The organism is Marinoscillum sp. MHG1-6 (genome assembly GCF_024714475.1).
Taxonomy (GTDB): Bacteria; Bacteroidota; Bacteroidia; order Cytophagales; family Cyclobacteriaceae; genus JAMZMI01.
Map to the genome: position 1 here is coordinate 207,822 of NZ_JAMZMI010000005.1, position 22,805 is coordinate 230,626.

20 protein-coding genes are annotated in these 22,805 nt (G+C 40.5%); 8 read left to right on the forward strand and 12 right to left on the reverse strand.

Going from position 1 to position 22,805, the window contains the following annotated elements; all coding sequences use genetic code 11:
* Position 1: 1 nt before the first annotated feature.
* From cyoE to NXR94_RS13120, 11 genes are all read right to left on the reverse strand, one after another.
* Positions 2–889: a heme o synthase gene (gene cyoE, locus NXR94_RS13070; protein ID WP_258105100.1), complete on the reverse strand. Its 888-nt coding sequence runs from the start codon at positions 887–889 to the stop codon at positions 2–4.
* Positions 889–1,890 carry a heme A synthase gene (locus tag NXR94_RS13075; RefSeq protein WP_258105101.1) on the reverse strand — a complete coding sequence of 334 codons (1,002 nt, stop codon included), beginning with the start codon at positions 1,888–1,890 and terminating at the stop codon, positions 889–891. The genes cyoE and NXR94_RS13075 overlap by 1 nt, the downstream gene beginning before the upstream one ends.
* Positions 1,880–3,733, reverse strand: a complete 1,854-nt coding sequence (locus NXR94_RS13080) for a cbb3-type cytochrome c oxidase subunit I (RefSeq protein ID WP_258105102.1) — start codon at positions 3,731–3,733, stop codon at positions 1,880–1,882. The genes NXR94_RS13075 and NXR94_RS13080 overlap by 11 nt, the downstream gene beginning before the upstream one ends.
* Positions 3,734–3,745: 12 nt before the next feature.
* Positions 3,746–4,831: a cytochrome c oxidase subunit II gene (locus NXR94_RS13085; protein ID WP_258105103.1), complete on the reverse strand. Its 1,086-nt coding sequence runs from the start codon at positions 4,829–4,831 to the stop codon at positions 3,746–3,748.
* Positions 4,832–4,852: 21 nt separating this feature from the next.
* The gene (locus tag NXR94_RS13090) at positions 4,853–6,133 is read right to left on the reverse strand and encodes a quinol:cytochrome C oxidoreductase (protein WP_258105104.1); all 1,281 of its coding nucleotides are present in this window, start codon (positions 6,131–6,133) and stop codon (positions 4,853–4,855) included.
* A gap of 23 nt (positions 6,134–6,156) precedes the next feature.
* Positions 6,157–6,774, reverse strand: a complete 618-nt coding sequence (locus NXR94_RS13095) for a cytochrome c (RefSeq protein WP_258105105.1) — start codon at positions 6,772–6,774, stop codon at positions 6,157–6,159.
* A gap of 8 nt (positions 6,775–6,782) precedes the next feature.
* Positions 6,783–7,307 carry a DUF3341 domain-containing protein gene (locus tag NXR94_RS13100; RefSeq protein ID WP_258105106.1) on the reverse strand — a complete coding sequence of 175 codons (525 nt, stop codon included), beginning with the start codon at positions 7,305–7,307 and terminating at the stop codon, positions 6,783–6,785.
* 1 nt (position 7,308) lies between these two features.
* Complete coding sequence (gene nrfD / locus NXR94_RS13105; RefSeq protein WP_258105107.1) at positions 7,309–8,667, reverse strand: NrfD/PsrC family molybdoenzyme membrane anchor subunit; 1,359 nt, start codon at positions 8,665–8,667, stop codon at positions 7,309–7,311.
* A 21-nt stretch (positions 8,668–8,688) separates the two neighbouring features.
* Positions 8,689–11,790, reverse strand: coding sequence for a TAT-variant-translocated molybdopterin oxidoreductase (locus NXR94_RS13110; protein WP_258105108.1), 3,102 nt, complete (start codon positions 11,788–11,790; stop codon positions 8,689–8,691).
* 37 nt (positions 11,791–11,827) lie between these two features.
* Positions 11,828–13,135 carry a cytochrome c3 family protein gene (locus NXR94_RS13115; protein ID WP_258105109.1) on the reverse strand — a complete coding sequence of 436 codons (1,308 nt, stop codon included), beginning with the start codon at positions 13,133–13,135 and terminating at the stop codon, positions 11,828–11,830.
* A 286-nt stretch (positions 13,136–13,421) separates the two neighbouring features.
* Complete coding sequence (locus NXR94_RS13120; protein WP_258105110.1) at positions 13,422–14,738, reverse strand: serine hydrolase; 1,317 nt, start codon at positions 14,736–14,738, stop codon at positions 13,422–13,424.
* A gap of 41 nt (positions 14,739–14,779) precedes the next feature.
* Between NXR94_RS13120 and serA the strand changes: the two genes are divergently transcribed.
* From serA to NXR94_RS13140, 4 genes are all read left to right on the forward strand, one after another.
* Complete coding sequence (gene serA / locus NXR94_RS13125) at positions 14,780–16,672, forward strand: phosphoglycerate dehydrogenase (RefSeq protein ID WP_258105111.1); 1,893 nt, start codon at positions 14,780–14,782, stop codon at positions 16,670–16,672.
* Positions 16,673–16,751: 79 nt separating this feature from the next.
* Positions 16,752–17,138: a monothiol bacilliredoxin BrxC family protein gene (locus NXR94_RS13130; protein ID WP_258105112.1), complete on the forward strand. Its 387-nt coding sequence runs from the start codon at positions 16,752–16,754 to the stop codon at positions 17,136–17,138.
* A gap of 258 nt (positions 17,139–17,396) precedes the next feature.
* Positions 17,397–18,470 carry an aminotransferase class V-fold PLP-dependent enzyme gene (locus tag NXR94_RS13135; RefSeq protein ID WP_258105113.1) on the forward strand — a complete coding sequence of 358 codons (1,074 nt, stop codon included), beginning with the start codon at positions 17,397–17,399 and terminating at the stop codon, positions 18,468–18,470.
* Positions 18,471–18,540: 70 nt separating this feature from the next.
* Positions 18,541–19,464 carry a universal stress protein gene (locus tag NXR94_RS13140; protein ID WP_258105114.1) on the forward strand — a complete coding sequence of 308 codons (924 nt, stop codon included), beginning with the start codon at positions 18,541–18,543 and terminating at the stop codon, positions 19,462–19,464.
* A 13-nt stretch (positions 19,465–19,477) separates the two neighbouring features.
* On the opposite strand, the gene NXR94_RS13145 is transcribed toward NXR94_RS13140, so the two are convergent.
* Positions 19,478–19,930 carry a MarR family winged helix-turn-helix transcriptional regulator gene (locus tag NXR94_RS13145; protein ID WP_258105115.1) on the reverse strand — a complete coding sequence of 151 codons (453 nt, stop codon included), beginning with the start codon at positions 19,928–19,930 and terminating at the stop codon, positions 19,478–19,480.
* Between the two features lie 125 nt (positions 19,931–20,055).
* Here NXR94_RS13145 and NXR94_RS13150 point away from each other — a divergent pair, with 125 nt between their 5' ends.
* From NXR94_RS13150 to NXR94_RS13165, 4 genes are read left to right on the forward strand one after another with little or no spacing between them, the layout of a single operon-like run.
* On the forward strand, positions 20,056–20,595 hold the full coding sequence (locus NXR94_RS13150; RefSeq protein ID WP_258105116.1) for an RNA polymerase sigma factor: 540 nt from the start codon (positions 20,056–20,058) through the stop codon (positions 20,593–20,595).
* A gap of 32 nt (positions 20,596–20,627) precedes the next feature.
* Positions 20,628–21,053, forward strand: coding sequence for a hypothetical protein (locus NXR94_RS13155; protein ID WP_258105117.1), 426 nt, complete (start codon positions 20,628–20,630; stop codon positions 21,051–21,053).
* Between the two features lie 59 nt (positions 21,054–21,112).
* Positions 21,113–21,607 carry a hypothetical protein gene (locus NXR94_RS13160; RefSeq protein WP_258105118.1) on the forward strand — a complete coding sequence of 165 codons (495 nt, stop codon included), beginning with the start codon at positions 21,113–21,115 and terminating at the stop codon, positions 21,605–21,607.
* Between the two features lie 36 nt (positions 21,608–21,643).
* On the forward strand, positions 21,644–22,726 hold the full coding sequence (locus NXR94_RS13165; protein ID WP_258105119.1) for a hypothetical protein: 1,083 nt from the start codon (positions 21,644–21,646) through the stop codon (positions 22,724–22,726).
* The last annotated feature ends 79 nt before the right edge of the window (positions 22,727–22,805 follow it).

Below are 22,805 nucleotides of genomic sequence, written 5' to 3' on the forward strand. Positions count from 1 at the left end.
ATTAAATTTTGTCTAAGAGATACGCTATCTGCACTATAGGCAAATAGATAAAAGAACCGAACATAATTTTCAACGCAGATTTTCTTGAGTTGTCCTTTAACAGCATAAAGGTCTGAGAAAGGAACAATGCTCCACAAAACGTTGCAACCACCCCACTGGTAATTCCTGTTAGACCGAAATACGTCGGCAACAAGCCCAACGGCAATAGAAACAAGGTATAGGTCATAATATTAATTGCCGTATTCAAATCCTTCTTACCACCACTTGGCAATAACTTGAATCCGGCCTTTTTATAATCTTCGTCAGCCACCCATGCAATAGCCCAAAAATGAGGAAACTGCCAAATGAACTGAATGCCAAAAATGATCAGGGCTTCGTAGGAAATAACTCCTGTAGCAGCTGTCCACCCTAAAAGTGGTGGAAGTGCTCCCGGAATCGCTCCAACAAACACTGCAATCGGCCCTACCCTTTTTAACGGTGTGTATACAAATGAATACAACACCATAGAAACCATCGAAAGAACTACAGTAATTGGGTTTGTAAGCCAAACCAACAACAACAAACCGATAGCTCCGGTTAATATCGAAAATTGAATTGCATCCTGGCTGGAAAGTCTACTTGTTGGCAATGGTCTGCCCTGTGTTCTGGTCATCACACGATCATACTCCACTTCCTTTACCTGGTTAATAATCACCGAGGATCCCGAGATCAAAAAACCTCCAAATACAAGTCCTGCAAAACCTATCCAGGATAAATCTCCTTTATTACCTAGCAAATAGCCAAAACCACTGGAAAATGCCACCAGAGATGACAATCTCACCTTGAGCAATTCGACATAAGCCCGGGCCTTTTCAGAATAACTTAAAGAATATGTTGAAGTAGTCTGCATTAGCTAGCTGAAGGATATAATCTAGAGTTCAAAAATAGATAAAATATAACTCCGAAGGCCAGAGAGCCCACAAACAAATGTATCGGCTGAGCAAAAGCGGGGAATCCCACATAGGTCAAAATAACTCCCAGCAATATCTCAATGAGAAAAAGTCCGCTTAAGACTAACAGATAATAGTTGCCTCTTAATTCTGACCTATTCAGATAAAGAATATAACCAAGTAGTGCAATAAGTACCAGAGAATATGAACGATGCACTAAAAATACTGTGCTGAGATTATCAATCCATTCACCTCTCAAAATTCCCAGCCCATTGAGTACATCTATCTGCTCTCGAACCCCTGTTCCCAAAAGCACTTGAATTGAAAATAATACCAGCAAAACCAAAATTGCCCAACGACCCTTAACTGCAGTTTGAGCTCCTGTGATTTTGATATTTTGATACATCAACAATCCGACAAGCAACAGGGCCAAAAACATATGAAAAGTAATAAAGCCTGGAAGCAGATTCGTAGAAACCACCAATGAACCAACCCATCCCTGAAACAGCACCAGGATAAAACCGGCCAGGCCTAACCAAAGCTGAGTTGAATCTCCTGATTTGTATGAATAAAACAAGTTGGCCATAATAAACAATCCAATTGCTACTCCTATTAAGCGGTTAACGTACTCGGTCCACGCCTTTGTCGTATCAAACTCGGTTTCTTCAGATATCTCAGGATCGTTTAGCACTCGATCAGAAAGTTCATTCAAGCCTAATGCACCTAGCACTTCAGCCAATCTGTTATTTTTCTCCAACCTTTTCCTGGCATAAATTTCTTCGTAGCCTGATGGCAATTTTTCATCTGAAACCGGAGGAATATAATTACCAAAACATTTAGGCCAATCAGGACAACCCATTCCGGACCCCGTACTACGAACAATGCCGCCTACTAGAATTAAAAAGTAGACGGCAATGATCGTGTATAAGTTGATTTTATAAAATCTATTATTATTTGGCATCTTGAGCAACCGGACTTACATCCTCGGTCTTTGCCAACTCATTTTCAAATGGAAGATTAGATTCCGGAGTATGACTATATGGAACAGTTTGTGGAATAAAATCATCCTTTGCTCCCGGCTTACTATAGTCGTACGCCCATCTATAAACTTTAGGAATATCTCCTTCCCAGTTACCATGACCCGGTATTCTAGGAGTCGTCCATTCAAGTGTAGTTGAACCCCAAGGATTTTGAGGTGCTTTACGTCCTTTGAAAATACTGTAGAAGAAGTTGAACAGGAATACAAACTGAGCAGAGAAAGTCAAAATTGCTGCAATACTTACGAAAGCGTTCAGGTCAGTAAATGAATTGAATGCATCAAAGTTTGTCCATGAATAATATCTTCTAGGAAATCCTGCAATACCCACATAATGTAGAGGGAAGAATACCAGGTAGATTCCAACGAAAGAGAACCAGAAGTGGATGTATCCAAGTTTCTCATCCATCATTCTTCCGAACATTTTAGGGAACCAGTGATAAACACCAGCCAACATCCCAAAGAATGAAGCACTACCCATTACCAGGTGAAAGTGTGCCACCACAAAGTAGGTATCATGAAGGTTGATATCTAAAGCAGAGTTACCAAGGAAAATACCAGTTAAGCCACCTGAAATAAAGAACGACACCAATCCAATTGAAAACAGCATTGCTGGAGTAAAGTGAATATTACCCTTCCATAGGGTAGTGATGTAGTTAAATGCTTTAACCGCAGAAGGCACCGCAATAATCAATGTTAGGAACATGAAGATTGATCCCAAAAACGGGTTCATTCCAGTCACAAACATGTGGTGTGCCCAAACTATAAACGATAAGAATGCAATTGCCAACATAGACATGATCATCGCTGTATACCCGAAAATTGGCTTTCTCGAGTTCGTAGCAATAATCTCAGAAGTAATCCCAAGGGCAGGAAGTAATACTATGTATACTTCAGGGTGTCCAAGGAACCAGAATAAATGTTGATAAAGGATCGGGCTACCACCCATATTAGGCAATGCCTCACCTCCGATATAAATTTCAGACAGGTAGAAACTTGTTCCAAATGATCTATCAAATACCAATAGCAAGGCTGCCGCCACCAATACCGGGAATGATAACAATCCGATTACAGCCGTGATGAAAAAAGCCCACACTGTCAATGGCAGTCTGGAGAATGACATTCCCTCGGTTCGAAGGTTAATTACGGTTGTGATATAGTTGATACCACCGAGTAATGTGGAGGCAATGAAGAACACCATGGCAACTAACCACAAAGTCATACCCAAGCCAGATCCCGAAATAGCCTGAGGTAACGCACTCAAAGGAGGATAAACGGTCCATCCTCCTCCTGCAGGTCCTGTTTCAAGAAACAGAGAAACGAACATTATAGTACTGGAAATAAAGAATAACCAATAGGATAACATGTTCATAAAACCAGAAGCCATATCCCTGGCTCCAATTTGAAGAGGGATCAAAAAGTTACTAAAGGTACCACTCAGCCCCGCTGTCAAAACAAAGAATACCATGATAGTACCATGCATGGTAACGAGGGCCAAATAGAACTCAGAATCCAATTTCCCAGCTGAAGTGATCCACTTACCCAAAATTGGTCTCAACCACTCTAGACTCATATCAGGGAAACCTAACTGGAGTCTGAAAATTATTGACAACCCACCACCGATAAGTGCCCAAAAAATACCTGAGATCAGGTACTGCTTGGCAATCATCTTATGATCAGTGCTGAAAATATATTTTTGAATGAAGCTTTGCTCATGATGCTCATCATGATGCACTTCTTCTCCTATGTGAATGTCCGCTACTGACATGTTTTAATGCTTTTAATTTGTACTAACTAGTGCGTTATCAATATTAACAATCTCAGCCTCTTCTGCCTCAATTCCAGCAGCGATCTTGGCCATCTCTTTAAGTTCAGCAGGAACCTGACTCAGGTAATCTTCATTTTGCTTCAACCATGGAGTCTGTTCGCTGTACCACTTTTCGTAATCCGCGGGTTCGTCTACCACAACAACATATCGCATTGCGAAGTGACCCTTACCACATATTTTATTACAAACTAATTCATAGTTAAAATCCGGATTTCCAGTCTCTGCTCTCATATCAGCTGTAGACTTGGTTGGAGTAAACCAGAAGTGTGTCGGCATGCCTGGAACCGCGTTCATCTGCATTCTGAAATGTGGCATGTAAACACTGTGAATCACATCTCTAGCTCTGATTTTTAGCAATACCGGCTTTCCTTTAGGAATGTGAAGTTCTAATGGGATGAAATCATCAAAAGATGCCTTGTCTGAAAAGTCAATACCCATTTGATTGGTAACATCGATTTTTTTGTAGTCTGAATCTCCAAGCTTTTTATCATCTCCAGGGTATCTAACCGCCCAGGCATATTGATAGCCCATTACCTCAACCACTTCAGCACCTTCAGGAGCCGGACTGGTGATCCCTACCCATGCTTTCCAACCGGAAACAATTAGGACTGCCAAAACAACTGCAGGGACAGCCGTCCAAATCACCTCAAGTTTATTATTGTGAGCGTAGAAAGTTGCCTTTCCGTCCTTCTTATATTGGTACTTATATGAAAATCCAAAAAGGAATATTTGAGTAATCACGAAAACAAATCCCGTAATACCCATGGTGATCCAGAACAGTCTTTCAGTTATCAGACCGTGCTCGGATGCTATTGGCTGAACAAAATCTTCATCCAGTCCCCCGAATGAATAGTAGAAAAACCCGAACAAGCCAGCGACCAGAAAGAGCGCAAGCAGTGTCGCATTTAATTTGTTGTTACTCGGCTCAGGTTTTTTTGCATCACCTTTTGCGATCCCAACCAATGTCGTCACCTTGAAGATTGCTATCAAGATGGCAACAATCAATATTACCGCTAAAACTATGATCAAATTCAACATATCTCTCCTATTACTCTTTTATCAAATATGGTGATGTAAACTTTCCTCTAACATTGGGTGATTCTTCGCTACCAATGCCGATTTGCTCAATTGATTTAGTACTACAAAGATAAATGCACCAGCATAAATCAGCATAAGTCCTACCTCTAATGCTCCAAAACCACCATTACCTTTTAAGGTGCCTGGAGTGATCATTAGGTAGAAGTCAAACCAATGTCCTATAATAACGATCGGTGTAACCACTTTCATGAACCTTGAATGTCTCTTAGAATCTCTTGTCATCAATAACAAGAATGGCAAGAAGAAGTTAAGAAACAGGTTCAAAAAGAAATATGGAGCATAGTGATCATTCTTCCATCTCTCAACGAAATAAATTGACTCCTCAGGAATATTCGCATAGTAGATCAATAGGAATTGAGAGAACCACACGTAGGTCCAGAAAATACTGAATGCAAAGATGAACTTACCTAAATCATGTAGATGGTTGGCATTAACCACTGACAAGTAACCTTTGTCTTTTAGCAATACCACAATAAGCGCGATCAAGGCCAATCCTGATACCCACCAGCTGGCAAACATGTACCAACCGAACATGGTACTAAACCAGTGTGTATCGATTGACATTACCCAGTCCCATGCTGACATTGAAGATGACACAGCAAAGAACACCAAGAAAATAGCAGATAGCTTACGCATCTGATACCACTTTTCAGTTCCTCCATCAACATCCTCGCTGATAGCCGTTGCTTTAAGTTTTAGAAACAACACGTACCATACACCAAAGAATATCACCATTCTGGCAATAAAGAAAAGTGGAAAGCCTCCTTTATGCAATGGCCAATAGAAATAGCCACCCTTACCATCTATAATAGAATCGTAATCTTCAGAAGAGGTGTCATATAAATCATGATGTGTCCAATGGAAAATATCATGCCCTGCAATAAAGAAGACAACCAGCATCAAAACAGCTGCAATCGGTAACCATGCACCAAATGCCAGTGGAATTCTTTTAAGACCTGCAGACCACCCAGCCTGAGCAGCATATTGTACTGCAAAAAAGAAAACACCGATAACTGCTAAACCTGCAAAAAACACATTGTTGATCCAGAGGTTTGCGAATAATCGTTGTGTCCAGTGAAAAGCATGATGTCCACCTTCGGCCACTGCCTCGTGACCTTCATGGCCATGACCTCCCATGTTCAGGGAGATAATACCTATGATAACAAGGATAATTCCGACCCCTATTGTAATGAAGAGGTTCTTTTTGGCCTTACCTGTAAATTCAAATTTTTCTTCAACCATATCTCTAATGGGTAAATCTGCTTTTATTGTTTTTGTAGGGTTTGAACATAAGACACAATCTTCCATCGCTCCTCAACACTCAATTGAGATGAATGAGCTCCCATCCTACCCTTACCGTGCGTAATTACGTGGAATATGTGACCTTCAGGTTGATCCTTGATAGCTGCCGAATTATAAGTTGGCACCCCTTTGAATACTTTACCTACGCTACCGTCTCCCATACCTTTAGCACCATGACAATGATCACAAAAACGATCGTATAGTGCCTTCCCTTCTTTCACTACATCGGGAGTAAACTCGATTGGGCTGGTTAACTCGGTGGCAGCCGTTTCATAATCATCAGGAGCAATATGATTTGGAATCCCACCTCTTCTGATTGTACCAGCTACTGGCTCTCTCATGGTCATTCCAAAAGCATTATACTCGTTAGAGTTATAAAACTCTCCATGTTCATCCTCAGGGTTTGAGTCTAACCACGTACCAGCTTCTTTGTCCTGAATTTGAGAAAGAGGCTCATAAGGTGTAGAGTGATACATTTGTGGGGCATATTCTAACCCGGTATTATCCGGACCTGCAGTGCAAGACGCAAGCATCAAAACAACACCACCTACAATACCTACTTGATAAATCTTCTTTAACATGGTATCTCTTATACTGTTTTCTTATTAACCTCAATAGCTCCGTTATCAGAAAACATTTTCGTGATAACATCTTCGCTCAAACTATTCTTGTTAAGATCCACTGCCACGACGTGCTTGTCATCAGTGATTCTGATATCCAATAAATTAGGTTTTCCCCAGGGCTTTAGATTAGAGATAACGAGAAACGTTCCTACCATTCCAAAACTTGCCAATAAGACTGTCAGCTCGAAAGTCACCGGAATAAATGATGGAAAAGGAATAAAATCTTTACCTCCAATGATCATAGGCCAATCAACCCCCATCATACCAATCTGCATGGTTAACGCCAGGGATGTTCCCAAAAGACCAAACAGGAATGCCACGATAGTCAACCTCGAACCCTTGTAACCTAAAGCATCATCCATACCGTGTACAGGAAATGGAGAATAAACTTCATCAACCTTCACACCTCCGGCACGAACTGTTTTAACTGCATCGAGTAGAACATCTTCGTCCTCGTATACACCTAATATATAATTCTTAGATTCTGACATCTTATTTCTTTTCTCCTGTTGGTTTAACAATACTCTTAACCTCTGCCATGTTGATCACAGGGAAGAACTTAGCAAATGCAAAAAACAAAGTGAAGAACAATCCGAAAGTAAAAATGTAAACTCCTACATCATATCGTGTCGGATAGAACATCGCCCAGCTTGAAGGAACGAAATCTCTGTGTAGTGATGTCACGATAATTACAAATCGCTCAAACCACATACCGATGTTCACAACAATGGACAATACAAAAGTCGCTGCAATATTGGTTCTGATCTTTTTGAACCAGAACAACTGAGGTGAGATTACATTACAAGTCATCATTGACCAGTATGCCCACCAGTAAGGTCCAGTAGCTCTGTTAATGAAGGCATATTGCTCAGGCTCAACACCTGAATACCATGCAATAAAGAACTCTGTGATATAAGCAATACCTACAACCGAACCTGTAATGATGATGATGATATTCATCAACTCAATATGTCCGATGGTGATATAATCTTCCAGTTTGTAAACCGCTCTGGTAATCACCAAAAGGGTCAATACCATAGCAAACCCTGAGAAAATCGCCCCTGCAACAAAGTATGGAGGGAAGATCGTAGTATGCCATCCAGGTATAACTGAAGTTGCAAAGTCAAAGGATACAATAGTGTGTACTGAAAGTACAAGTGGTGTTGCTAAACCAGCAAGGATCAATGAAACTGTCTCATATCTTGACCATGCTTTTGCTGCACCATTCCAACCAAGGCTTAGTGCACCATATACAATTTTAGATATCCCTGTAGCTCTGTCTCTGATCGTTGCAAAGTCAGGAACAAGCCCGATATACCAGAACACAAGTGAAACAGAGAAATAAGTCGAAATCGCAAATACGTCCCAAAGAAGTGGTGAGTTGAAATTCACCCAAAGTGAACCGAATGTATTTGGAAGCGGTAAAGCCCAGTAAAAACCTAACCATGGACGTCCCATGTGAAGTACAGGGAACTGAAGTGCGCAGATTACGGCAAAAATGGTCATCGCCTCAGCCGCACGGTTGATGGACATTCTCCATCGCTGTCTGAAAAGAAGCAATACTGCAGAAATCAGCGTACCAGCGTGACCGATACCCACCCACCATACAAAGTTGGTGATATCCCAGGCCCATCCAACGGTCTTGTTCAGACCCCAACTACCAATTCCTTCCCATACCAAAATTGCCACTGCCAATATTCCTATGGTTAATGCACCCAGAGATGCAGCCATAGCTAATAGCCATGATTTTGCCGGTTTTTCCTCAACCCTTCTACAGATGTCATCTGTAACATCATGTACGGTTTTACCACCGGTAACTAAAGGTTCTCTAATAACAGATTCTGAAGTCATAATCTATACATTATCAGCGGCTTAAGCCTCCGCTTCTTCTTTTACAGCTTTTTCGTCTTTGTTTCTAATTTTAGTCAGGTACCAAACATTTGGCATCACTCTTAGCTCTTCCAACACGTGATATGCTCTCGGCTCCTTGGACTCTACTCCTTTATCTGAGCTTTGAATCTTCAACATTTGAGAGATTTTGCTCTCAGGGTTTTTCATATCACCAAACACAAGCGCTTCAGAAGGACATGCGCTGGCACAAGCCGTAGTAACATCTGCATCAGATGGACGTCTTCCTTCTTTCTTCGCTTCAAGCTTACCTGCCTGGATTCTCTGTACACAGAATGTACATTTCTCCATCACACCACGAGCACGAACAGTCACATCCGGGTTCAATACCATTTTACCCAAATCATTGTTCATCGCCATGTTCTTATCGAACTGCTTGTTATCGTGGTATTTAAACCAGTTAAATCTTCTTACTTTATAAGGACAGTTGTTGGCACAGTATCTCGTACCAATACATCTGTTATAAGTCATTTGATTGAGACCCTCAGTACTGTGAGTGGTCGCAGCAACCGGACAAACAGTCTCACATGGAGCGTTGTTACATTGCTGACACATCATCGGTTGGAAAGTGATTTCAGGATTAGCTGAAGCCTTTTCCATTGCAGTGTAACCGTCTTCCTTGGTAGCGTCAGAACTGTAGTATCTGTCAATTCTGATCCAGTGCATTTCTCGTCGGTTCAGAACCTCTTCCTTACCAACTACCGGAATATTATTTTCTACCTGACACGCTACAGTACATGCTCCACAACCTGTACATGAGTTCAGGTCGATGCTTAAACCCCAGTGATGGTTAGCATAAGAGTGCCCTTTCCAAAGAGAAACAGCATAAGGCTTAACCATTCCTTCTGCAGTAGCAATCTTAGGGAAGTGTCTTCCAGCTTGAGGATCTTTTTGGTATTCTTTCAAAAGCGCTTCCTGTACCACAGTCTCTCTACCCATATAAGTATGGTGAGTCTGTGTTTGCGCTATTTGATATGAGGTAGATGTAGGCTCAACGCTTACACCAGAAGTTACTGCAAAAGAAAGACTACCGCCTTTAGAAGCAATCAATGGATAGGCATTCACTCCAACACCATTAGCCACCTTACCAGCTACCGTTCTACCGTAACCAAGTGCTAAACCAATAGTACCATACGCCTGACCCGGTTGAGGTAATACAGGTACTTCAAGAGAAACACCTCCCACGGTCAACTTCACAAGCTGAGTAGTCATATCACCCAAGGCAATTCCCCACTCTTCCACTTGCTTTGGTGACACAGTCAGATAGTTATCCCAGGTAGCCTTAGAGATTGGATCAGGCATTTCCTGCAACCATGGGTTGTTAGCCTGAGTACCATCACCAATACTTGCTTTCTGATAGATCACTAATTCTAATCCAGCGTTATCCAGTGTATAGGATGATGAGATCGCTGAAGCAATTGATGCAACATCTACTGTTGGTGAAAGTACTTCCGCTTCTCCGGAAGCCGCATCATAAACACCATCATGAAGACATTTATCCCAGTAAGCATCAAACGATGCAAAACCTGTAGCCGATGGGTAACCATAGGTCTCCCAATTTGATCGGATAAAATCATAATAGCTTGTCTCAACTCCAGCCCAGGTAAGGAATGAATCCTGTGCCTGTCTGGTGTCAAAAATGTTTTTGATGGTAGGTTGTGATAAGCTGTATGAACCTGAAATTGGCTCAAAATCATTCCATGACTCCAGGTAGTGATGATCCGGAGCTTGGTATTTTACTAATGCTGAAGTTTCATCCTTTCGATCAGCAGTGGATAATGAGAATTTCACTTTAGCCAGACCCGCCTGAATGTCAGCTCCGAATGCTGAATCGTAAACCGGATTACAGTTGTAAAAGATCACGCCTCCAACTACTCCTGACTTAAGCTCGGATACGAAAGAACCGAACTTCTTATCATCTCCAGCTCTGGTTTTTAAAGATTTGGAAGCATCAATAGTTGAACCATAGCTACCTAATAAGTCATTTAGTGCGATTACCAGTTGCTGAACGGCAACATCTGATGAGCCAGAAACAACTAAAGAAGCACCTTTTGATTTCAAAAGATCAGCCGCTGCCTTTTTGATTGTCGCACTGTCTTCAATTTTCTTGGAAGCAATTGTTGCGGCACCCAATTTAGATGCTACTTCATTATACAATGCTGCCACATACAAACCTTCCTGAGAAGGTTTGATCAATGTTCTGTAGTCTGCATTCGCTCCTGTAATAGTCAGGTTTGCTTCAAAAGCATAAAGCCTGGACATGTCTTTTTTAGAATCCGTCAGCTTACGTGTGCTGGCAAATTGTTTTGTACTAAGTGTTGCATTAGGAGCAGAACCCAGGAAATCATAACCAAAGGTTACAATCGTTTTTGCTTTTGAAAAATCATAAAGAGGGAATGATTTAGTTCCAAAAGCAGCTTCATAGGCTGAAGTTAGTCCATCATATGAATAAGAGTCATATTGAACATGATCCAAAGATGGATACTTCTCTTTAAGCTTGCTGATTGCAGCTAAAGTACTTGGACTAGCCACCGAATGGCTCACCAAAGCAATTTTTCCGCTAGCTGCGGAAAGTGCACCAGTTACAGCTGCATCCAGATCAGACCAGCTGGCTTTCTTGCCATTAATCAATGGAGATTGAAGACGTTCTTTATCATAAAGTGATAAAACAGAAGCCTGTACTTGTGGATAAGTACCGCCACCGCTTACCGAAGACATTTTATTACCCTCTACATTGATAGGTCGTCCTTCTCTTGTTTTTACAACAACGGGACAAACATCACTTCCACTTACATAAGTAGAAGCATAATAGTTAGCATTAGAAGGATCAACAGTTTCAGGCTTTCTTACGTAAGGAATCGCTTTTCTAACAGGAGTTTCACAAGCCGCTAATGACACCGCAGCCAAACCAAATCCCATCAGTTTAAGGAAATCCCTTCTTGAAGACTCATCCCCTTCTCCCGTCAATGGAAGATATTCTGGAAATTCCTTATTTGCCTTTTCTTGAAACTCAGCTGTGTTTTGCAGCTGTTCTAATCCTTTCCAGTACTTCTTAGTCTCTTTCATATTTCTGGAATATATACTTTAACTAACTAGCCTTTTATTAATAGTGACACTTAGAACACTCTAAACCTCCGATATCTTCAACCTTCATAGGCTCTTTGCTATGCTCTTCATGAAGCTCGACTAGGTTAGTATAGTACTCATTACCTTTAGTATTTACATCTGTTTCTCTATGACAGTTGATACACCATCCCATCGTTAGAGTAGAGTATTGATAAACCACTTCCATTTCCTCCACAGGACCGTGGCAAGTCTGACATTCAAGTCCACCTACCTTCACGTGTTGAGAGTGATTGAAATAAGCCAAATCAGGAAGATTGTGAACCCTCACCCACTCAATAGGTTTTGGGTTGTTTCCATATTCCCCTGTTTCAGGGTTATAATCGATCGCAGCATAGATTTTTGCAATCTCAGGAGAAACACCGCTTGCACCGCCAACATTTTTAATTCCTGAATGACAGTTCATACAAATATTTGGCGAAGGGATATTAGCTGATTTTGCCTTTCTTACACCTGTATGGCAGTAGTTACAATCTATCTCATACTGACCAGCATGTAGCTCATGAGAGAATGCTATCGGTTGAGTTGGCATATAACCTTGCTGCACACCGATTGTAAACGCCCCATCAATAAGCGTCTTTAAAACAATGGCTGTAAACAAGAAAATCACCAGACCAATGAAAGCATTGCTTTGAAGCAGTCCAAACAGATCAAACTTCTGATTAACAACTTCAACATCTTCCTCATTCAGCTCACTGCTTTCATTCAAGTATTTTCTGAGCACTGAAATAATTAATCCCAGCACAACCAAAATCAAGATCAAAACGACGATCAGAACAACGAAAATGGCTGTAAGGTAACTTGAAGGAATGCTATCATCTGCGGCAGCAACACCTGCTGCATCACCAGCAGCAGCTACTTCCGCTTTCACAGGCTCCTTAGTGGATTCAACCTTTATATAAGCTAAAAGTGATGTCACTTGCTCATCCGAAAACGGATAAGATGGCATCACATTTTTATTGTATTCATTGAAAAGGGCCACCGCATATTCATCACCACTGGCAATTACCTTTTGCGAATTCTTTACCCATTTAAGTAACCACTCCTTAGGTCTGCGCTCATGTACATCCTTAAGGGCCGGACCGATAACCACCTCATGGATATCGTGACACTGCGCACAGTTACCCTTAAACAGGCTTTCACCTGCTGAAACCACAGACTCATCCGTAGGGATTCCATCGGACTCTTGTGCTTGTGACGTATAAGAGAAGAAAATTACTAATAAAAAGAAGCTTGCCGACAAGATCAACCTTGTGGCTTTTCGAATAGATAGGTTGTTTGTTATCATTTATTTCTTAGGTCGAAATCAAACGGGTACAAATGTAATACGGGGGTACGGGTTTTTCAAAGCCGGATTATTCAGCCAAAAAGGCCAAATCTTGAGATGTTGAAAGGCAAAGGCTTAAATTCATTGAAAATCAACACATTATTGACTCTACAGGTCGATTATCCAAGCTATTTAGAATCAGTATAAATAACGCTTCGAGTGAAACATTTTTTCCTCACCTGTTTTTTTCCGGTTTTCTTGAAAAAATTTGCCGAAATCATAGCTGAAAAGCAACTTTTTGAATAAACTAGGGCGCCTTATCAGAACCATTTTTCGGCGTACTTATCTTCTCACAGTTCTCAACCAGATCAAGAAAATCATAGAAATACTGATGGATGGTAGGGCGAACGTTTAACTCGTAAATCATTCGATGATCCCGGCTTGGATAAACCCGGTTCGAAAAGAAGATGTAAACCAAATCATTATCAGGATCCGCCCAACCCAGGGTCCCTGTATAACCCGCATGACCATAACTCATATAACCAGCTGATTTGGCTACACTACTCTTCACTTCATCATATTCAAGTAAGGGCTTATCAAACCCTAACCCTCTCCGATTGTTCAGTGCAGGGTATTGATAGGAAGTGAATAAATCTATAGTCGCAGCATTGAGAAGTGTATCGCCTCTGTAGATACCATTATTAATGAATAGGTGCCACACCTTGGCCAAATCTTCAATCCTTGAAAACTGTCCTGCGTTTCCCGACACTCCCTTCATAAAAATGGCTCCTTCATCATGAACCTCACCATGCAGGGGCTTCTTACGAAAAAAACTATCAATCTCCGTTGGAACGATCTCCTCGGGTTCAAATTTTTCTAAAGGATTAAACATCAGGCTCTCAATTCCCAAGGGGTCATAAAAATTGAACTTCAAAAAGGATTGAAAATCCATGCCTGTCACGTTTTTGACAAGCTCAGGGACTAGATAAAAGAACAAACCCGAATAGACATACTCAGGGTTAGCCTGAACCTTAGTTTTCTTAATATATTTCTTCAGCTTTTTATAAAAGTCTACGTGTAAATAAAGATCGTCTGAAACCTTATAAGGGTAGCTTTCAGTTTGCCGATCTAAAAATGTCTTCCTTTTATACTTTCCATTTCTCCTCTTAATCACCTCATAATATTTGATCCAGCCTTTAAATCCGGCCTGATGTGCTAACGCCTCACGAATGGTCGCTTTTCCAAACTTGCTAAAACCGAAACTATCTACATATTCCCTAACAGGCTTATCAAGGTCAAGCAACCCTACTTCATATAATTTCATTAAGGCCAGCGTAGAGGCGGAAACTTTTGTGATTGACGCAATGTCATATAAATCAGAATAGGAAACCGATCTTAAACTATCATAGGTATGAAACCCATAAGCCTTGCGAAAGAAGGCTTTTTCACCTTGCGAAGCGTAAATAATGCAACCCGGAAATGCTTCTTTGGAGATCGCATCTGTTATGACACTATCTATATCAGAATAAAGATGAAGTAAGAGGCTATCCCGGGAGTTTTGTGCCAAAGAATCTATCTGAAAATTTATAAATAATAAAATCAGAATGATTGTTTTATAAGACATGAACCTAATTAATTTTGCCGCCCCAGAGATAAAGCGAACTTATGGAAAATCTGAAACATTTTGTAATTGATTTTGACAGTACCTTCACCCGAGTTGAGGCCCTTGATGTCTTGTGTGAAGTTTCCCTTAATGGGCATCCAAATAAAGATAGCGCATTACAAAAAATCAAGGAGATCACTGATTTGGGAATGGAAGGTAAGCTTTCGCTAAGAGAATCTCTGGAAAAGCGTTTAGACATTCTTCAAGCAAAAAAAGAACACTTACCTGAACTTATTAACAGACTAAGCAAAGAAGTCAGTGAATCATTTAAGCGTAACAAGGATTTCGTTAAGAAATACGCCGACGAGATTTACATCGTCTCAAATGGATTCAAAGACTTCATCGTGCCCATTGTAGAACAATATGGCATCAATCCTGATCAGGTATATGCGAATGAGTTTACCTACGATGATGAAGGGAACATTACAGGCTTCGATCCGGATAATTTATTATCCAGCAACGGAGGAAAACCTAAACAGATCCAATCGCTGAACCTCCAGGGAGAAATCTTCGTTCTTGGTGATGGGTATACGGATTATGAAATCAAAAAAGCCGGAATCGCCCATAAATTCTATGCTTTTACTGAAAATATCAGAAGGGAAAATGTTTTGGAAAATGCAGACCATGAAGCCCCTACGCTGGACGAATTTCTATATGTAAATAAAATGGAGAGAGCTCTTTCATATCCAAAAAACCGTATTAAGGTACTTCTTCTTGAAAACATCCATGATCATGGCATTAAAAAATTGAAGGAAGAAGGTTACCAGGTGGAGGTATACCCTGCCGGAATGAGTGAAGAAGAATTATCTGAAGCTATCAAAGATGTTTCTATCTTAGGGATCAGATCAAAGACTCAGGTAACGGCAAAAGTTTTGGAAAACGCAAACAGACTTTTAGCGGTTGGAGCTTTTTGTATTGGAACCAATCAAATTGACCTCAATACTTGTCTTAGGAAAGGTATTGCGGTATTCAACGCTCCGTATTCAAATACACGTTCTGTAGTTGAACTTGCTATTGGTGAAATCATCATGCTGATGAGAAACCTGCCGGACAAAATAAAACTCATGCACGAAGGTAATTGGGATAAGTCCGCTAAAAATAGCTTTGAGATCAGAGGTAAAAAACTAGGTATTTTCGGTTATGGAAATATCGGAAGTCAGCTTTCTGTTGTTGCGGAGTCTCTCGGTTTGAAGGTTCAGTTTTACGACATCGAAGAAAAGCTGGCCCTGGGTAATGCCGAGCAATGCAAATCTCTGGACGAATTCCTTGAAACTTCTGATGTGATCACCCTTCACGTAGATGGGCGACCTACCAACAAGAATATTTTCGGAGAATCTGAATTTAGTAAAATGAAAGATGGGGTTATTTTCCTCAATCTGAGCAGAGGTCACGTGGTAGATATTGCTGCACTTAAGAAATACATTGTTTCTGGCAAAATAAAAGGTGCCGGAATTGACGTATTCCCAGAAGAGCCGATGAGCAACAATGACGAGTTCATCTCAGAATTGAGAAGCCTGCCCAATACAATCCTGACGCCACATATTGGTGGTAGTACCCTGGAGGCACAGGAAATGATCGCCGACTTTGTTCCAGGTAAGATCATGGATTATATCAACACTGGATCAACTAGTGTGAGTGTGAATTTCCCGAATATCGTCCTCCCGAAACTCAAGGATGCTCACAGGTTTATTCATATTCATAAAAATGAGCCAGGTGTATTGGCGGAAATAAATAATGAGCTCGCAAAACACGATATTAACGTTGTAGGTCAATACCTAAAAACCAACGAAGAAGTGGGTTATGTGATTACTGACATCAATAAAGACTACGATTCGGAGGTGATAAAAAACCTTAAGAAGATCAAGGCGACTATAAGATTCCGTGTTTTGTATTAGTGATATATGAATCTTAATCATTAAATTTAGTCGCAGTAAGGTTGTATATCATCCCGTTTGTCAACCCAAAGCAGAAAAAATGAGTTTATCGTCACCGCAATGGAAAGATGTTAAAACGGTAGCTGAATTAGAGAAAATCATTGAAGACTCTAAATCAAAGCCGGTTTTACTTCTAAGGCATAATGAATCCAATCCGTTCAGTGTCCAGGTTAAAAAAAATCTGGATCAGGACTGGTCTTTGTCTGCATCTCAGCTGGATACATATATAGCAGACGCTTCCATAGCGTCTATTACTGATAAAGTTATTACTGTGGCAGGCGTTGACGACGAAACCCCTCAAGTCATATTATTTGCTGATGGTGTCACCATGTACGATGAATCCCTTGAACTTATCAGCTTTAAAAAAATCAAACTGGCGCTTAAAATTGTCAACCGCACCTTTCGCTGGATGGAAACCAGGGCATAAAAAAAGCTTTCGGTTATCCGAAAGCTCTCTAAATTCTTTCCGAATTGATTTTAAACCCCTATATAGTAAGGATTTGAGCTGTAAAAATGTATCAATAATCCCCTGTTATCCTTTTCATAAATGAACGAGGTTCGCATTAAAAATGAGAATGGGGCCCGCTCTTTACACTCCACTTGGCTCGGTCTTGTTTTAGTGTTAGGTTTAAAACAATATGATCCGGAAAGAGTAGCAAAACTAACAGCTAATTATTAAAACGAAATGTCTAAGAATATTTATTTCACTCCTGGCCCTACACAACTTTTCTATACCGTTGAAGGTCACATTAAATCAGCATTAAAAGATGACATAGGATCCATTTCACACCGAAGCAAAGCATTTGAGAAGGTCTTTGCTGAAGCTCGTGAAAACCTAACTGAGCTATTAGGGCTATCTCAGGGACACGAAATTTATTTCACTTCTTCTGCTAATGAAATCTGGGAGCGAATTATCCAAAACCTGGTAGCGCATCGCTCTCACCACTTTAGCAATGGATCGTTTGCAAAGAAATTTTATTCTTTCGCCAAAGACTATCAGAAAGATTCTATTCTTACCGAATCCGGACCGGGTAAGCCGTTTGAAGATCTTTCCATCGCAGAAGGATCGGAATTGATCTCCTGCACATTAAACGAGACTAGTATTGGTTATACCTTCCCTATTCAGGATATCTACGACTTAAAGGCCAAACATCCTGATAAATTGGTCGCTGTTGATGGTGTGAGTGCGTTTCCGTGTATACCGTTTGATTTTTCAAAAGTGGACACCGCTTATTTTTCAGTGCAAAAGTCCTTTGGACTACCCTCAGGATTGGGCGTTTGGATATTGAACAAAGCTTGCGTTGAAAAGGCAGAGCAATTGGAAGCGAATGGACAGATCACAGGAAGCTATCACAAACTTTCTGAATTGAGAAAACACGGTGCGAAAAACCAAACTCCTGAAACACCTAATACCCTTGGGATTTACCTTCTGGGTAAAGTAGCAAAGGATATGATCGACAGGGGGGTGAAAAATATTCAGAACGAGACAATCTATAAGTCTACCCTTCTCTATCAAACACTGGAAAACCACCCGGACTTCAATCCATTTATTGAAAACAAAGAGCATCGTTCAAAAACGGTTGTTGTTTCAGAGTGTAAAAATGGAAGTGCTGAGGTAATAGAAAGGTTCAAGAAGAAAGGATGGATTCTCGGTAGCGGTTACAGCTCATTTAAAGCTGACCACATCAGGATTGCCAACTTCCCAATGCATTCCAAGGAACAAATTGAGCAACTTTGCGATTACTTCAATCAAGGATAATAATTAGTTGAAAAGGTTTAGATTTAGCATCTTTTAAAAAACACCCTGTCAAAATTGATGACTATACACAATGTATAAATTCAACAAAATACTCGTTGGTCTTGATCACTCGTCAATTGATAAAGACCTCATTAAAGGCGCTTCAGAATTATGTAAACTATCCGGGAGTACAGAGATATTCTTCGTGAATGTCATTAAAGACTTCGAGGTGCCTGAACAGGTCATTAAGGAGTTTCCCCATTTGATCGAACATGCACTTGAAGACCGTAAAAAGGAGCTTGAAAAATCCGTTGAAAAATACCTTGATTATGATTCAGCGAAGGTCGAAGTAAATGTAATAGTTGAGCAAGGAGTAATTACCAAGACGCTGATCAAAACTGCAGCAAAAGAAAAGATTGACCTGATTGTTATCGGTAGAAAAAACGAAAAAAGACCGGGTGTCCTCGTAACCAGAATCGCCAGAAGGGCTCCATGTTCCCTTTTAATTATTCCTAAAGGTAAGACGGTCAGCTTTGATAAAATACTTGTCCCTACGGACTTTTCAAATTACTCTAAAGGTGCAATGGAAAAGGCTATCAGCCTGGCCACGAAAGCTCAAAAGAAGACCAAGCTGGTTATCCAAAATGTATTTCAGGTACCTACAGGCTATCATTATGCAGGAAAAAGCTTTGAGGAATTTGCCGATATTATGAAGGAAAATATCGCTAAAGAATACAGCAAGTTCATGTCTCAATTCAACACTGAAGGTCTGGATATTCAAAGCAAATACTCCCTGGACAAAAATGACAACATCATTGATGACATTGTCAAAGAGGCGAAAAAGATACATGCCAATATGATCATCATTGGAGCGAAAGGAAGAACCGCTACAGCCGCGCTTTTCATTGGAAGTAAAGCCGAAAGAATGGTTCAAATCAATGAAGATATCCCTATGCTGGTTATCCGGCCAAAAGGAAAAGGTGCGGGCTTTATCGATTACATCCGAGAGCTTTAAATCATAAAATCACTCAGCAACCTCTGAGTTTATCCAGAAGGTTGTTGAGTGTTTCAAACTCTTCCTCACTGAGATTTCGGACACTCTCTTCCCACTCATTCATTTCATTATCAATCTTTTCAAGAAGCTTCAGGCCTTCTTCAGAAATAATAACATCCACAGCTCGCCTGTCCCCTGAGCATTGTCTCCTCTCAACCAATCCTTTCATTTCCAATTTATCCACGATCCGAGAGGCATTCGAACTTTTGTCCATCATCCTGTCTATCAATAAGTTAACCGTTGAGGGGCCAGGGTACTGACCTCTTAGAATTCTTAGGATATTATATTGAGGCGTTGTTAAGCCATGTGGTTTAAATACAACGGACTGCTTTTGATGCAGCCATCCATTGGTATAAATAATATTTACAATTGCTTTGTGAAGCTCACTATTAAATTGCTTCTGCTTGATATCTTCCGCTATTCCCATAATTATTAAAGCAAACAATTACATTAAATGTTCCAACACCGAATATAAAATTATTCAACTTTTTTTCCATCAGATTAAACCTTAGTTTCAATAAAGAATCTAATCCTCAAATCGCTACTACAAGTTTGGAAGAAGAATTCATCATAAATAAGCTCCGAAATGAGGAAACGCGACATTACGGGTTTAACCTGCTAATGAAGGCTTATCAGGAAAGAGTTTATTGGCATGTACGAAAGATGGTGATCGATCATGAGGATGCAGATGACATCACACAAGAGGTCTTTGTTAAAATATGGTCAAAGATTGATCAGTTTCGAGGAGACTCAAGCCTTTTTACCTGGGTCTATCGAATAGCCACCAATCAATGTTTGAATTTTTTGAAAAAGAAAAAACGACGTTCTTTCTTTTCATTGAATGACCATACTCAGGAGCTGGAGAACAAACTGGAAGCGAATCCATTGATATCTGGAGATGAAATCCAGATCAAGCTTCAAAAGGCCATTATCAAATTGCCTGAGAAACAGCGATTGGTATTCAATATGAAGTATTACGATGAGTTGAAATTCGATGAAATCGCAGAAATAACAAAAACCAGTGTGGGTGCCTTAAAGGCCAGCTATCATCATGCGGTAAAAAAAATTGAAGAATTTGTATCTGAGCATTAAACCTTTGACATTTAGAAACATCTAAGAGGAAAATGAGCATTAAACTAGACGATATTGACAACAAACATCCCTTCCGTGTCCCTGACGGCTACTTTGATAAATTAAGTGCTGATATTCGGGAGCGGGTGAGCGTGAAGGACTCCGGAATTAAGGTACTGATCAAGCAAATGCACTGGGCCTATGCAATTCCAACCATGATTTTGATGCTTGCAATAGGAATTTGGATGTTCAATACAGAATCTCAGCCTCCGACAGAATTGTTACTGGCAGAAGTATCTGATGATGCCATCTTAGAATATCTGGAGAGTACTGATCTATCTCTTGAGGAGCTGGCTTCTATTGCGGAAAGCCCGGAACAATTATTTGAAAACTCGGACTACCTGCAAGGAATAGACCTGGAAGAAGAAAACCTCGACGATTTAATGAATACGTTCGACTTAAATGATACTTACCTGTAATATAGAAAGCAGGTCATGAAGTGACCATTCCTTAAAATATTGAATATAACCTCAAAACCATGAGAAAGCTATATATACTCTTTACTTTGATCCTACTTGTCTCCTTTGGAGCTATAGGTCAGGATCAATCGGCAATGGAAAAAATAGAAGCTGCCAAAATTGCTCTAATCACTGAGCGACTCGAACTAACTCCCGAGCAAGCTGAGAAGTTCTGGCCTATATACCGGGAATATGCTGAGCAGCAAAAACAACTGAAGTCTGAGTTCCAGGAATTGAAAAAGAACTTTGACCCCAACAATGCCACAGAGGAAGAGAACAAGAAAATCCTTGAGCAAGGCCAGCAACTTAAACAGAAAAGGCTCAACATGGAGCGGACCTATACTGAACGAATGCAGCAGGTAGTTACGACCAGACAGTTGATGAATTTAAGAAAGGCAGAAGATGATTTTAGAGAAATGCTGATCAGACGAATTCGGGAACAAAATCAGGATCGCCAGCGCCTGCAAGAAAAACGACAAAGAAATGACGAACAGATGCAACAACGTCGGTTCTAATCCTGCAAATCAATTTTACGCCCTAACCCCTACCCAATGCCTCTGAAAAAAACGATCATTTCGTTTTTGGCCCTTATTTGTTGCCTGGTTGCCAAACCTCAAAGCGACTCGCTTTCCTGGCAGGAAAAATTCGCTCAATTAGAAATGGAGATGGATTCCCTCTTCATTTTTTCCATGATTGATAGCATTTTGAATACACAACCTGTGAAATACTCAGAGTGGTATATACGTGCAGGATATAACAGTAACTTTCTGAGCGCAGGGAGGAACTATGGAATCAAACAACACTCAATTTCCCCTGCAATTTCATATTACCATAAATCAGGTGTTTTTGCAGATATGTCTGGTTACTGGAACAGCGGATTTGACCCAAAATACAATTTGACCATTGCATCTGTGGGCTACATGGGTCTTCTCGGAAAGAAATGGAGCTACACCGGAAGCTACGACCGCTGGTTTTATAATAGCAACACGACATCCAACCGCCTCAACAATAACCTTTCTCTTTCCAGCGCATTTAGCACCAAAGTGTTCTACACATCATTTGACTACACCATGCTGTTTAGCGATTCTGACTTCGCCCAGAGGATTATAGGAACAATATCCGGCAACCTGAAAATCAGGAGAAGTAAATTCTTTGATAAGATTCAATTCTCCCCATCCATCTCGAGTATTTATGGCAACAATCAAGTAATACAACAATTTTCAGGTGATATAATTGGTGAGTTTAGACAAAATGAGGCACTCAGAGAAAGCCTCAGAACGGAGGATTTCAGAGCTTATTCGGAATCTGTTCTTACCCAGGAGGAAAAGGATCTAATTTTCTTGATTCAAAACAACACCCGATTGACGCGTGAAGAAAAAAGACGCAGGACGACAGCCGTATACCTCAGCAATCCGGATATTCAGAACTATATCTATGACCTTCTCGAGACAAACAATAACGAGTATGGAATTATGAATATCAGCTTCAGCCTGCCCCTACTCCTCAAAAAGGACAATTTCACTTTTATAATTAGCTATTTATACAGCATTCCAGTGGCACTTCCGGGCGAGCAACACCTCAGCCCATCAGGTTATTTTTCCGCTACTATATCATATCGAATTCCGGTCAGATAATATTTTTGAATCGTCAGGGTAATTTCACCGAAAGACCTACCTTTGCATCCCGTAACAATAGCAAGGTCATAAACTCTTT

Coding starts and splice junctions, on each gene's coding strand:
- cyoE (WP_258105100.1), bottom strand. CDS start 889: ATGCAGACTACTTCAACATATTCTTTAAGTTATTCTGAAAAGGCCCGG.
- NXR94_RS13075 (WP_258105101.1), bottom strand. CDS start 1,890: ATGCCAAATAATAATAGATTTTATAAAATCAACTTATACACGATCATT.
- NXR94_RS13080 (WP_258105102.1), bottom strand. CDS start 3,733: ATGTCAGTAGCGGACATTCACATAGGAGAAGAAGTGCATCATGATGAG.
- NXR94_RS13085 (WP_258105103.1), bottom strand. CDS start 4,831: ATGTTGAATTTGATCATAGTTTTAGCGGTAATATTGATTGTTGCCATC.
- NXR94_RS13090 (WP_258105104.1), bottom strand. CDS start 6,133: ATGGTTGAAGAAAAATTTGAATTTACAGGTAAGGCCAAAAAGAACCTC.
- NXR94_RS13095 (WP_258105105.1), bottom strand. CDS start 6,774: ATGTTAAAGAAGATTTATCAAGTAGGTATTGTAGGTGGTGTTGTTTTG.
- NXR94_RS13100 (WP_258105106.1), bottom strand. CDS start 7,307: ATGTCAGAATCTAAGAATTATATATTAGGTGTATACGAGGACGAAGAT.
- nrfD (WP_258105107.1), bottom strand. CDS start 8,667: ATGACTTCAGAATCTGTTATTAGAGAACCTTTAGTTACCGGTGGTAAA.
- NXR94_RS13110 (WP_258105108.1), bottom strand. CDS start 11,790: ATGAAAGAGACTAAGAAGTACTGGAAAGGATTAGAACAGCTGCAAAAC.
- NXR94_RS13115 (WP_258105109.1), bottom strand. CDS start 13,135: ATGATAACAAACAACCTATCTATTCGAAAAGCCACAAGGTTGATCTTG.
- NXR94_RS13120 (WP_258105110.1), bottom strand. CDS start 14,738: ATGTCTTATAAAACAATCATTCTGATTTTATTATTTATAAATTTTCAG.
- serA (WP_258105111.1), top strand. CDS start 14,780: ATGGAAAATCTGAAACATTTTGTAATTGATTTTGACAGTACCTTCACC.
- NXR94_RS13130 (WP_258105112.1), top strand. CDS start 16,752: ATGAGTTTATCGTCACCGCAATGGAAAGATGTTAAAACGGTAGCTGAA.
- NXR94_RS13135 (WP_258105113.1), top strand. CDS start 17,397: ATGTCTAAGAATATTTATTTCACTCCTGGCCCTACACAACTTTTCTAT.
- NXR94_RS13140 (WP_258105114.1), top strand. CDS start 18,541: ATGTATAAATTCAACAAAATACTCGTTGGTCTTGATCACTCGTCAATT.
- NXR94_RS13145 (WP_258105115.1), bottom strand. CDS start 19,930: ATGGGAATAGCGGAAGATATCAAGCAGAAGCAATTTAATAGTGAGCTT.
- NXR94_RS13155 (WP_258105117.1), top strand. CDS start 20,628: ATGAGCATTAAACTAGACGATATTGACAACAAACATCCCTTCCGTGTC.
- NXR94_RS13160 (WP_258105118.1), top strand. CDS start 21,113: ATGAGAAAGCTATATATACTCTTTACTTTGATCCTACTTGTCTCCTTT.
- NXR94_RS13165 (WP_258105119.1), top strand. CDS start 21,644: ATGCCTCTGAAAAAAACGATCATTTCGTTTTTGGCCCTTATTTGTTGC.